Below are 12,730 nucleotides of genomic sequence, written 5' to 3'. Positions count from 1 at the left end.
ACCTTTAAACATCACCAATAAAGGGACAAAGAGTGAAAGTCCGTATAAATAAAAAACGCAAAGATTATGTTGAAGGAAATATCATAGAGATAATGGAAAAGTCTCCGTTAGAAATAGAAGCAAAATGTCCTCATTTTGGTGGTTGCGGTGGATATACTTATCAATCTATTCCCTATGAAGAAGAATTAAAAATAAAGGAAAATCAAGTGAAACGGTTATTTGTTGAAGAAGGAATAGAAGATTTCAATTTTTTAGGGGTTGAAAGGAGCCCAAGTTTAGAAGAATACAGAAACAAGATGGAATATACTTTTGGAGATGAACATAGGGATGGACCATTGTCATTGGGACTTCATAAAAAGGGAAGATTTTATGAAGTAGTCAGTGTGGGAAAATGCAATATTGTAGATAGAGATTTTGCAATTATATTAGGGGAAGTTATAAATTATTTTAGGAATACGGATATACCTTGTTATAACAAGAAAATTCATGTAGGAGTATTGAGACATTTTGTTATAAGAAAGGCCTTGTCTACTGGAGAAATACTCTTAAATCTTGTGACTAGTTCTCAAGGAGAAGTACCACTTGATGAATTGATAGAAAGACTAAAAAAATTAGAATTGGATGGAGAAATAAAAGGTTTCATTCATACTATAAATGACAATGTAGCTGATGCTATAAAAGTAGATAGATCGGATTTGGTATATGGTAGAGATTATATTATAGAGGAGATTTTAGGACTTAAATTTAAAATATCTCCATTTTCTTTTTTTCAAACCAATACTTTTGGAGCAGAAAAGCTCTATTCTATAGTTAGAGATTTTGCAGGAGATATTGATGATAAAATTGTAGAAGAAGCTGTAGAGAAGGCTTACGAAAACTCAAAATTGAATAGGTTAGATAATGTAGAGTTTATTGCAGGAGATGTTTTAGAAGAAGTAGAAAAGCTGGTTGAAAAGCCAGACTTAATCATATTAGATCCTCCTAGAGAAGGTATCAACCCAAAAGCACTACAGAAGATCATAGATTTTTCTCCAGAAAAATTCGTATATGTATCTTGCAACCCAGTTACATTGGTTAGGGATTTAAAAGAGTTTATAGATAGAGGATATAGAATCGAAAAAGTAAAATGTATGGATATGTTTCCGAGGACGGGGCATGTTGAAGTCGTAACACGGATTGTGAGTGAAACGACTGAAGAATCTGATGTACGCCTCATGCTAGTCTTGCCCAAGAACACGAGTAAAGCGAGATGTGATTGGCAGCAAGCTACGGCAGAAAGTATAATAATGGTGATATCCTGTGGTAAAAAGGAGAAAAGATAGGGTTTGACCACAATATGTAGTGGTTTGGGAATAAGAAATTAGAAAAAAGAGGTCAAAAAGTACAATTTATGGCCTCTTTTTTTGAGCAATTTTATAGATGATATAGTAAATTTAGAGGAATGGGAACATAGAATCACGATTTTTTTCATGGAGAGATAGAAAGGCATTTCGGTAGAAATTTACAATATGGTTTGACTTGCTAAATGATATTTGCTATAATTTTTTTGTGTGAAAAACCATTCTATCATCAAGTCAGGCGAAACCATTCTATAAATTAACAATCAATCGCAAAATGTATTCCGTTTTTTCCATTAATATCAAAGGTTGTACAACTTAACTTTTTAATCAAAAGTCGCACTAGTTACTATTTTTAAGAGGTGTTTTATGAGACGATATATTTTAACGGGTACACCAGGAAGTGGAAAAACTTCAATTATTAGATTATTAGAAACAATGGGTTATTTGGTAGTGGAAGAAGCTGCAACTGATATAATTGCTTTAGAACAAGTGCAAGGTAAAGCTGAACCATGGAAGGATGCGTCCTTTATTAATAAAATTGTGGCATTGCAAAAACAAAGACAAGTACAGCTTTCAGTTCTTCCGTCTGAAGTTCAAATTTATGACCGCTCAGTTTTTTGTACATATGCTCTAAGTGAATATCTTGGATATCAGCCATCTAAAGATATTATTGAAGAAATAAATAGAATTGAGAATGAACAAATATATCAGAAGACGATATTTTTTATTGAGAATTTGGGTTTTTGCCAACCCTCAGAGGCAAGAAAGATTAGCTTTGAGGAAGCTTTATGTTTTGAGCATATTCATGAAAAAACGTATGAGTCCTTTGGATATACGTGTATAAAAATTTCACCCGGAAGTGTAATTGAGCGAGCATACAAAATTATAAGCATGTTATAAAATTTATTTTCGCCTTGCCTTTATTTTGTTTTTATCAAAATTTATAATTGAAAAGTAGGTTTGACGAAGTACAAAACAAAATTCTCGCCAAAGTATTTTGGAATTTGTCTGCGGGGAACGTTCAATAAATGTTTTCTGTGTTTTGCTTAGAGTGTTCCGAGACAAGAAAAAATTCACTTTATAGATAAATAGAAATATAAATCAAGAATTTCAAAGTGGGTGTTATATATGAGGTGTCCGTATTGCAATAATGAAATGGAGCAGGGACTGTTACAAGGAATGCGAAGGGTAGCTTGGGTAAAAAGACAGCATAAGGTCTCTTTACTTCCAAAACATGGAGAAATTTTACTAGAGAACAATACCTTTAGAGATTTCTTACTACAGGCGAAAATATGTAAAAGCTGCAAAAAGATAGTGGTTGATTACTCGAATAAAGACATCCAAGAAGGATAATCAACCGATAGCATAGCATAAAGATGTATCCAAATATATTTTAAGAATTGTACATCTTTTATTTAGAAGGCATTATTTGAAAATTACAGATGAAGAATATGTGGATTTATGCTGCCAATTGTAATAACAGCAGTCTATGCTTTTTTAACCATACAATTTGAGGACACAAGTATATTGAATTTTATTCGGTATGCTTGTGCCCTTTTTCTTTTCAAGCAGCAAATTTTTGAATGGAGGTTATAAGTTTGAGTATAAAACAAGAGCAAAAATAAAAGCAAAAACAATCTACAAGGTAACTAATTGGCATCGATGAAATCACAAATTACAGTATACAAACGGAATGTAATAACAGAAAAGTATGAAGATTATGATAGGGAAAGATAGGTAATTTTCAATGACTAAATAAAGCAGAGATAGAAAATATAGTTTATTTGATAAATGGTATATGGTACAATGGGTACAATTAAAAGGTCGTGAAGATTAGATTGCATCTATATAAAAATATCTATAAAAGGGAATGAACTGGTGGAAAACTTTAAAAAAATGGATTTATATCAAAATACAATTAATGAATTAAGACCATTTGAAGGAGAATTATTAAAACAAATAAAAGATTTTTATAGGGTTGGATTGACATGGACATCTAACGCATTAGATGGCGATTCTTCGACTGAAAGTGAAACAAAGGTTTTAATAGAACATAGATTAACCGTTGGAGGCAGACTTCTAAGAGATATGTTTGAAGCCGTAAGTCATGCAAAAGCATATGACTATATGTTTACTTTACTTAGAAATAAAGAAATTGCAGAAAAAGATATTCCTTATCTGCATAAATTGGTGCGCCCAGCATGGGCGTAAATTAGTAGGTAAAAGTTTACGTTCTTACGATAATAAGAATGGAATGAGGATGGAATAATAAGATATTTAATGAATAAAAGTAGTAAAAGTCGTAACTAATATTAAAATAGGGGGTATTTTGGTGAAGAAAATTATTATGTTATTGATTACAATTTTATTAGTATTTTCTTTAGTAGCTTGTAATCAAGAAGCTATTAATGAAGAAATAACGACGGATATTGTGGATTCTACTGAATTTACTGAAGACGAGCTAGGTGAAGTAATAAATGTAGTAGAATATTACTTTGAACCAAGTGTTTCTACAATTGAAGGCACATTAATTACAAGAATGTACTATGGACCTCCAGGATACGGAGAGAATCCTGATACTGATATTCAAGAATATCCATTTATATTGCAATTAGATGATCCAATTGATGTTCTTGTGCAAGAAGGTGATCTCCATAATTCAGATAAATTTGAAGTATAAGAACAACATAGGAAAAAATGAATAGAAAACCAGAGGAAAATTTCATATGGCATTTAGATGTGATGGTGCTGATGTTATGTAAATCCTACCTAAAAAAATGAGCATTTTGTTCTAGTCAATCAAGAGACAGGCGAAAGCATACTGCCTGGTTTATTGAAGAATTTTAAGGATTTTTCTACTAACAGAGAAATAGACAGTTTTGGACAAGTTTATGAATGTTTCTTGGGTGGGTTCGTCTTGAAGGAGGGGATTGGATGAAGGTTTTAATTATAGAAGATGATAAGGAGATTAATTTATTACTTGGTAAAATTTTAAATAGAGAAAATTATGAGGTTACATCTGCATACACAGGTATAGAAGGTAAACTTTTCACTGATGTTGAGGACTTTGATCTAATTCTTTTAGATTTAATGCTTCCTGGAATATCAGGAGAAGAAGTAATAGAGTATATCAGAAAAAAGAAAAAGGAAATGCCGATTTTAGTCATATCTGCTAAGATAGATAAGGAGACAAAGCTTAATGTGCTAAGGATTGGTGCCGATGATTTCATAATGAAGCCTTTTGATGCAGATGAGGTAATGGCTAGAGTAGATGCAAATTTAAGACGGTATAAACAATTTTCTAGCCCTAGTGTTCCTTGTGAGATTTTAACATATAAAGATTTAGAGATGGATTTAGAAGAAATTAAAATTAGTGTAAAAGGACAAGAAATTAATCTAACACCAATAGAGTTTAAAATATTAAAATTGTTATTAAGTTATCCTAAAAAGATATTTACGAAGGAAAATATATATAGATGTGTTTGGAATGATGAGTTTTATGGTGATGAAAATACTGTCAATGTTCATATTAGTAATATAAGAAATAAAATAAGTAGGATCGATAATGAAATTGAATATATTAAGACTATTTGGGGAATGGGATTTAGGATGAGCTAAAGCTAAATAGTATATTAGTTTTCTTTATGTTTTCTTAAGACTTTATTTATTGTTTCTTATAACTTTTATTTTATAATGATTTTAAAGTATAAGAAATAGGAGGTATAATAATGAAGGATTATGCGGTAAAATTAAATCATATAACTAAAACATATGGAAAGAAAAAAGTTATTGAAGATATTAGCATAAACGTTAGGATAGGGGATATATATGGTCTTATTGGAAAAAATGGAGCAGGAAAAACAACTATACTAAAACTTATATCTGGATTGATTCGTCAAAATTCTGGAAGTATGGAAATTCTAGGGGAGGTTACAGAACATGGTCTTAATCGTGCTAGGAAAAGAACTGGCTCTCTAGTGGAGAATTCATATTTATATCCTTATTTTGACGGGGAAAAGAATTTAGAATACTATCGTATTCAAAAGGGATTAAAAGATAAAAAAGTGGTAGAAGAAACACTGAAATTAGTAGGGCTTTACGATGTAAACAAGAAGAAATTTAGCAAGTATTCATTGGGAATGAAGCAAAGATTAGGGATTGCTCAAGCTATTATGGGGCGACCAGACTTACTTATTTTAGATGAACCTATTAATGGATTGGATCCTACAGGAATTGTAGAGTTAAGAGAGCTACTATTGAAAATTAATAGGGAGCTAGGTACTACTATAATATTATCAAGTCATATATTAAATGAACTGTTTATGATTGCTAATCGATATGCTTTTATCCACGATGGTACGTTAATAGAAGAAGTAAGCAAAGAAGAATTGGATGAAAAATGTAGAAGATATTTAAAATTGAAAGTCAATGATGCAAAGAAAACAACTGTTATTCTTGAAAAAGAATTAGATATTTTGCATTATAAGGTTTTAAATAATAATGAAATAGAAATATATGAAGAATTAAACAATCTAAATCTCATTACAAAAATCCTAATTGAAAACAATGTAGAGATTAAATCGATTAATGAAGGTGCTCAAACTTTAGAGGAATATTTTATAAAACTGATAGGAGGGTATATAAATGCGTAATTATATTAAATCAGAATTTTATAGGATAATCCACCGCAAGTATTATCAGGTGACTGTATTATTATTTGTTGTATTTTCTATTGTAGTCAATTTATTTTTTAAATTTTTGGGAACAAAAATCACAGAGCCATTTTTTACTTCAATGGACTTTCTTTTGATTTTTTTATTCGCATCACCTATTATACTTCTTATTATTCAGGATATTATTTTAGGTGATGAGATAAAGCATAAAACTTTGAATAATGTTATTGTTAATGGAATTTCTAGAGATAAAATAATATTTTCTAAAATTATTTCTATTTTAGCTTTTTTTATGTTATTTTCTATTATTGTCATAGGGGTTCATATTCTTATATCCATAGTTTTATTTGGAATAAATGAAGAAGGCTTTAAGTTTATCAATCAATATTTTTTAGTTTGTTTATCTGCAGTTCCACTTTGGATAGGATTGATATCTTTTTATATTATTTTTTCTGTAACTATACAAAATCAGGTTATTGTAAGTCTTATAGCACTCACATACATATACATAGTTTCATATATAACTCGTGTAATAGCATATTTACAACCTAAATTAACATTTTTATATATATTACAACCACTTTCAATATTGCGTAGCTTGATAGATATAATAGAAATGAGGAGGGCTCTAGGAATGGATGGATATTGTGTAATAGCTATATTCCCTGTTCTCATTGGATTTGGATTATTTACAATATCTACAATTTTATTAATCACCATATTTAGGAAAAAGGATTTTTAAATTGGAGGGGAGTAAATGTTAGTCATAACTATAATAGTAGGGATAGTTGCGTTAGTATTTGCTTCCCTATATTTCTTATTAAAGAAGGATTTAAAAGCACTAAACAAAGATATTTTACATAGATTAGATAAGGAAAGTAAAGCAACTTTAACTACCCAATCCTCTAACAGAGAGATTGTAGAATTTACTGGAACAATAAATTATTTGTTTTTAGAAAAGGAAAATACGAAGTTAGAATATAAGAAAATAGATCAAGAATTAAAAGAAAATATATCTAATATTTCTCATGATTTTAGGACACCTTTGACAGCCATATTAGGATATTGTGATCTTTTGTTAAAATCTGATTTAACAGAAGAAACTAAAGAATATGTCTATATAATCAACAAAAAAGCAAAATCCTTGCATCATTTGATCCAGGATTTTTATAATTTTTCTAGAATTATGAGCACAGATTATCCTATTAATATAGACTTTGTTTCTATATGTGGATTACTCAAAGAAGTAATATTTGAATATTATGAGGATTTTACTGATAAAGATAGCTCAATAGATATTAATATTCCAAAGGAAGAGATCAAAACAATTTCAGATATAGACGCTTTGAGAAGAATATTTTCAAATTTGATTTCTAATATGTTAAGGCATGGCATTGGAGGATATAAAATTAAATTAGTTAAAGAGGGAAAAGATGCTTATATTTCTTTTGAGAATAAAGTTATATTCATGGATCAGGAGAACTTGGAAAGAATCTTTGAAAGATCATACGCTACGGATTTATCAAGAGGTTCGAGTAAAAGTGGTTTAGGTTTATCTATAGTAAAAGAGTTATCTGATAGATTGAATCATGATTTGGAATTTAGTCTTAAAGATAATATATTTAAGATTGAAATAATATTAAAGATTATGGTATAGGTGAGTTTTGAAAGGCAAGGTATTCAATTAGCCATATGATATAATGTTTATTTCCTGTCAAAGAGAAGTGGTAAAGATGAAGAACAATATTCTAAAGATGAGATTAGAATCACTTAGCGACAGGGAACTATTTTTAAATTATAGACACAAAGAAAAATTTTATCATCTACTCCATAAGCAAGGCATTGATATGGAGGATGGGCAACTTACAAGTATTCACTTACATTTAAAGAAGAACCATTACATGATATCATTATGATAGCTATAAACAGTGTGGTAGAAAATAAAGAGGTTTTATAGGGACATTCTGAGAGAATGTCATAAGAGTAATAGATGGATATTCTACAAAAGATATTCCCGCAGAATATGATGAGAAGATAGAATTCCTTCAAAAAGAAATGCTAACCTTAATCGAAAAAAACGTAAAAGAAGGAGTTGTACTAGAAGAGTTTGATGATTAATTCAAAAAAGGATATCATAAGATAATATAATAAACGTAATTTGCATAAATTATTAGTATGTGCTATAATCGAATTTAATATTTACAATTGAAAACTAAATCACATCGCTGAATTCTTAAATGAAGCGGGGGACCCAATCTTCGGGGGTGTATCCATTTTTGGAGGGGTAGAACCCTTTAGCCCTAACCCGACAGCTAACCTCGTAAGCGTATAAAGGGGAGTAATGTTCTGCTTATTAGAACTATGGAACTCCATGGTTCTTTTTTGTACCCAAAATTAAGTTTACATAATAAAGACCCAACCCATTAGCGTAATCAAAGATTACTAATGGGTCTCGGGAACCTTGTTGCTTCACAATATTTGTGAACTTAATTATTCCCTTAATGGATTTTTTTCAATTATAAAAAAAGGGAGGGTGTTGAATTATGAGAAAGTGTTTCAGTGTAATTCTATTGTTAATATTAGTAATTACATCTACTTTTGTTTATTCAGAAGAAGTAACAGTAAAAGAGATAGCCTTTGCAGATGTTGGTTGGGATAGTGTAAAATTCCACAATGCAGTAGCAGGATTGATAGCAGAACAAATCTTTGGGTACGAATGGAGAGAAGTTCCTGGATCAACTACTGTATTACACGAAGGCTTACTTAAAGGTGAAATTGATGTCCATATGGAAGAGTGGACAGATAATCTAGCTACTTATGAGAAGGATTTAAATGAAGGCAAATTTAAAGATTTAGGAGTAAATTTTGATGATAATGATCAAGGCTTTTATGTTCCAAGATATGTAATTGAAGGGGATTCTGAAAGAGGAATTAAAGCAATGACTCCTGATTTAAAATACGTATGGGATTTAAAGAAATATCCAGATGTATTTCCAGATGCAGAAATAAAGGATATGGGTAGAGTTTATGGTGCAATTCCTGGTTGGGAAGTTGATGAAATTATTCACAATAAATATCTACACTATAATCTGGACGAAAACTTTGTATATTTTAGACCAGGTTCAGATGCAGCTCTATCATCAGCCTTAACTTCAGCTTATGAAAAGGGTGAACCAATAGTTGCATATTATTGGGAACCAACTTGGCTCATGGGTAAATATGATTTTGTATTATTGGAAGATAAACCCTTTGATGCTAACACATATCTCGAAGGGAAAACTGAACTACCTTCTGTAAAAGTAAATATAGGGGTAAGTAATAAATTCTATGAACAAAGTCCTGAAATGGTTGAATTCCTTACAAAATATAAGACTTCAAGTGCTTTAACCTCAGAGGCTCTAGCATATATGCAAGAAACTGGGGCTAATTATATAGAAACAGCAAAGTGGTTCCTAAAGCAACATGATGAATTAATAGATCAGTGGCTAAATCAAAGTGATGCACAAAAGATGAGAGCCTATTTAGGTACAGGCGAAAAGGCTAAAACATCAAATTGGTTAAGGGACTTTCCATTTAAGATACCTTTAAATGTTAATGATATAGATACTTCGGTTAGAAATTTTAGTGTAAAATATGATTCGTTTTTTAGTAAGATAAGATTATTCTTAGGTAGTTTAGTAAATGTAATCTACAAGGTATTAGATTTTATACCCTGGTTTATATCCTTAATATTAGTATTCTTATTGGGTTGGAAAATAAGCAGAAAGATTGGGAAAGGGATACTATATGCGAGTTTACTGTTCCTTATAGGAGCTTTAGGGCTATGGAATTTTACGAATGAAACACTATCCATAGTCATAGCCTCAGTTATAATTTCATTGGCACTGGGCTTTCCATTGGGAATAATCATCTCAACTAGTGAAAGGGCAAATCGAATAATTCGACCAGTATTAGACACAATGCAGACAATGCCAGTATTTGTATATCTAATTCCAGCTTTATTATTCTTTGGCCTGGGTAAACCACCAGCAGTAATAGCAACAACAATTTATGCTATAGTACCAATTATTAGGCTTACAAGTCACGGAATTAGACAAATTGACAAAGAGGTAGTGGAAGCATCCTTATCCTTTGGTTCCACTAGATTACAATCATTAATAAAAGTGCAAATACCACAAGCTTTGCCAACAATAATGGCTGGAGTAAACCAAACCCTTATGATGGCAATGTCCATGGTTGTTACAACCTCCATGATTGGAGCTACTGGTTTAGGCATGGAAGTTCTATTAAGTGTTAACCGAGTAGAAATAGGTAGAGGACTAGTATCTGGTACTGCGGTTGTAATTATTGCAGTCTTATTAGATAGAATAACCCAAGGCTTTGTCAATGGTAGGGAGGTAATCTTAGATGAAGAATAATAATATTTTAAGTATTAAAAACTTAAGCAAATTATATGGTGTAGAAAAAAGTAGAGCATTTAAAATGAAAAGCTCAGGAGTATCTAAGGATGAAATCTATAAAAAAACTGGGGTAACTGTGGCGCTTTGGGATGTAACTTTTGATGTAAAAAAAGGTGAGATGTTTGTAATAATAGGTCTATCAGGCTCTGGTAAGTCAACATTAGTTAGATGTTTTAATATGCTAAATAAACCTAGTTCAGGAGAAATCCTATTTAATGATAAAGATATAAGCAAATTTAATAAAAAGGAATTAAATGAATATAGAAGAAATAATATAGCCATGGTATTTCAAAACTTTGGACTTATGTCTCACAGAGATGTTTTAGGGAATGTAGAATATGGCCTTGAAATTAAGGGAGTATCCAAAGAGGAGCGTCAAGCTAAAGCAAGAGAAATGATTTCCATGGTATGCTTGGAAGGTTTGGAGAATGAACCTATATCAAGTCTCTCAGGAGGTATGAAGCAAAGAGTAGGATTAGCAAGGGCTCTAGCTAATGATCCTGATATACTTTTAATGGATGAACCATTTTCTGCATTAGATCCTTTAGTTAGAAAGGATATGCAGTTTGAACTTCTATCTATTCAAAAGAAATTAGATAAGACCATAATATTTATAACTCACGATATTAATGAGGCCTTTAAATTAGGTGATAGGGTAGCTATAATGCGTGATGGAGAATTGATTCAACTTGATACTCCAGAGATGATATCTGAGCATCCAGCAAATGATTATGTAAAACAATTTATAAATGATGCAGATAAAACTCAGGTAATTAGTGTTAGAAATGTAATGGCTACTCCAAATAGTATTGTTCGTAGAACAGATAGCCTAAGTTATGCTATAAATATCATGAGAAGCAACAGGGTTTCTAGTGCTTATGTTGTTGGCGATAAAATGAAATTATTAGGAATAGTTACAATTGATGATGCTGTACGAGCTAGAAATGAAAAATTATCATTATCAGATGTAATTATAGAAAGTATAATGACCACAGCTCCAGATACATTATTACACGATATAATTCCCATGGCTGCAGAAACTAGATATCCTATAGCTGTAATAGATAATGATGGAAGTCTAAAGGGTATATTATCCAAGGCTGATGTATTGTCATCCATATTATAATAAGGTAAGCGTCAATTTTAGCCAACATTAACAATAAGTATTTTCTATGACATAATACCTTTTACGAAGTAATAGAAAATATTTTAAATGAAATGTTGTATATATTGTTTTAAAATAGAGAGTTTTTATTAAAATCTAATGAGTTGATGGCAGAATTAAGTCTTTATGAAATAAAAAGAATTATAATTCCGCTTTGAATAAAAAATGCTGTATTTTATAGAGAATAATGGATATTGTGTTACATGTTAATAAGTCCATTAAAGCTAAGGAATAAACATTTTGATGATATTTAGGAAAGATATTCTACCAGCAAGGGGATACCAGATGCTTATGACATCATTATTGTACTCTCGAGGCATGTTAAAGTTGAAGTAAGTAAGATGTGCGTCTCATGTCAGAAATGTCCAAGAGCACGAGTGAAGCGAAGTGAGATTGCTAACATTCTAAAACTGAGAGTATAATGATGAGGACGTATTGTGGTGATAAGAAGAAAAAGTAGGATTTGACCATAATATATAGTTGGTCTTGGAGCAAGTTTAGGGTCAAAAATCAGTGAAAAAACACTGTTTTTTGACCCTTTAAAATATGTCAAAGTAGATATTGAAAAGAAAGAGTTAGAACCTTATAAGAATGGATTTAAAAAGTTCTATTATGAATTTAATAAAGAGCCAGATAGTATAAAAATATCAATGAAATAGTAAGTTTTCTAATAGATATATTGAAACTCTTGTGGTATGCTATGGTACTTGAGGGAGGTGGCACTGATGAAAGATATCATGGAGATATTGGAAAATGCAGTGTATGAGAGATTAGAAATATTATATTTTGAATTATTCAAGGAAAATGAGGAAGTAAAAGAGAGTATTGAAGCAGTAAGGGAATTAGGAACAAAGCTGTATGAAAATAAAGATATTCAAAAAGAAGTAAAGAGGTCGATTGGTTGTTGTAATTTACAGCATACCAATCGGCTTTTTTGTTGCTTTAAAATAGTCATATCCACAATACCATGGATTCTATGGGCATATGTAAAGGAGGGATAGGGAGATAGAACATAGTTTTTTAATCTATATGAAACAATAATAACTGAACAAGGATTTGAAGGTAAAATTGGAATAGTTGGAAAGTATGTTA

The 12,730-nt window shown here is 30.8% G+C and carries 13 protein-coding genes and 1 riboswitch; all 13 genes read left to right on the top strand.

Annotation, left to right across the window (positions count from 1 at the left end; translation table 11 throughout):
• Positions 1-32 precede the first annotated feature (32 nt).
• The 13 genes from KQI38_RS20665 to KQI38_RS20605 all read left to right on the top strand — a co-directional run bounded on the left by KQI38_RS20665 (position 33) and on the right by KQI38_RS20605 (position 12,639).
• Positions 33-1,322 carry a class I SAM-dependent RNA methyltransferase gene (locus KQI38_RS20665; RefSeq protein ID WP_338114498.1) on the top strand — a complete coding sequence of 430 codons (1,290 nt, stop codon included), beginning with the start codon at positions 33-35 and terminating at the stop codon, positions 1,320-1,322.
• 384 nt (positions 1,323-1,706) lie between these two features.
• Positions 1,707-2,240: an AAA family ATPase gene (locus KQI38_RS20660; RefSeq protein WP_216562868.1), complete on the top strand. Its 534-nt coding sequence runs from the start codon at positions 1,707-1,709 to the stop codon at positions 2,238-2,240.
• Between the two features lie 228 nt (positions 2,241-2,468).
• Positions 2,469-2,693, top strand: a complete 225-nt coding sequence (locus KQI38_RS20655; protein ID WP_094899897.1) for a PF20097 family protein — start codon at positions 2,469-2,471, stop codon at positions 2,691-2,693.
• A 525-nt stretch (positions 2,694-3,218) separates the two neighbouring features.
• Positions 3,219-3,551, top strand: coding sequence for a hypothetical protein (locus KQI38_RS20650; protein WP_216562866.1), 333 nt, complete (start codon positions 3,219-3,221; stop codon positions 3,549-3,551).
• Positions 3,552-3,672: 121 nt separating this feature from the next.
• Entirely contained in the window at positions 3,673-4,020 is a 348-nt protein-coding gene (locus KQI38_RS20645; protein WP_216562864.1) for a hypothetical protein, read from the top strand.
• 254 nt (positions 4,021-4,274) lie between these two features.
• Complete coding sequence (locus KQI38_RS20640; RefSeq protein ID WP_216562862.1) at positions 4,275-4,958, top strand: response regulator transcription factor; 684 nt, start codon at positions 4,275-4,277, stop codon at positions 4,956-4,958.
• Between the two features lie 110 nt (positions 4,959-5,068).
• Positions 5,069-5,992 (top strand): ATP-binding cassette domain-containing protein, encoded by a 924-nt coding sequence (locus tag KQI38_RS20635; RefSeq protein ID WP_216562860.1) that lies wholly within the window; start codon positions 5,069-5,071, stop codon positions 5,990-5,992.
• A complete protein-coding gene (locus KQI38_RS20630) occupies positions 5,985-6,755 on the top strand; it encodes an ABC transporter permease (protein WP_216562857.1) in 771 nt (256 codons plus the stop codon). Before KQI38_RS20635 ends, KQI38_RS20630 begins: the two co-directional genes overlap by 8 nt.
• 15 nt (positions 6,756-6,770) lie before the next feature.
• The gene (locus KQI38_RS20625) at positions 6,771-7,670 is read left to right on the top strand and encodes a sensor histidine kinase (protein WP_216562855.1); all 900 of its coding nucleotides are present in this window, start codon (positions 6,771-6,773) and stop codon (positions 7,668-7,670) included.
• A gap of 76 nt (positions 7,671-7,746) precedes the next feature.
• A complete protein-coding gene (locus KQI38_RS20620; RefSeq protein WP_216562853.1) occupies positions 7,747-7,929 on the top strand; it encodes a hypothetical protein in 183 nt (60 codons plus the stop codon).
• 297 nt (positions 7,930-8,226) lie between these two features.
• A riboswitch (cyclic di-AMP (ydaO/yuaA leader) is annotated at positions 8,227-8,355 on the top strand.
• 201 nt (positions 8,356-8,556) lie between these two features.
• Positions 8,557-10,431 carry a glycine betaine ABC transporter substrate-binding protein gene (locus KQI38_RS20615; RefSeq protein ID WP_216562851.1) on the top strand — a complete coding sequence of 625 codons (1,875 nt, stop codon included), beginning with the start codon at positions 8,557-8,559 and terminating at the stop codon, positions 10,429-10,431.
• Entirely contained in the window at positions 10,421-11,599 is a 1,179-nt protein-coding gene (locus tag KQI38_RS20610) for a quaternary amine ABC transporter ATP-binding protein (protein WP_216562849.1), read from the top strand. Before KQI38_RS20615 ends, KQI38_RS20610 begins: the two co-directional genes overlap by 11 nt.
• Before the next feature lie 764 nt (positions 11,600-12,363).
• Positions 12,364-12,639, top strand: a complete 276-nt coding sequence (locus KQI38_RS20605) for a hypothetical protein (RefSeq protein WP_216562847.1) — start codon at positions 12,364-12,366, stop codon at positions 12,637-12,639.
• The last annotated feature ends 91 nt before the right edge of the window (positions 12,640-12,730 follow it).

Origin of the sequence: Tissierella carlieri, assembly GCF_018917285.1 — a bacterium.
In the GTDB taxonomy this organism is placed as follows: domain Bacteria; phylum Bacillota; class Clostridia; order Tissierellales; family Tissierellaceae; genus Tissierella; species Tissierella carlieri.
This window is presented reverse-complemented; position numbering and strand designations above follow the sequence as displayed.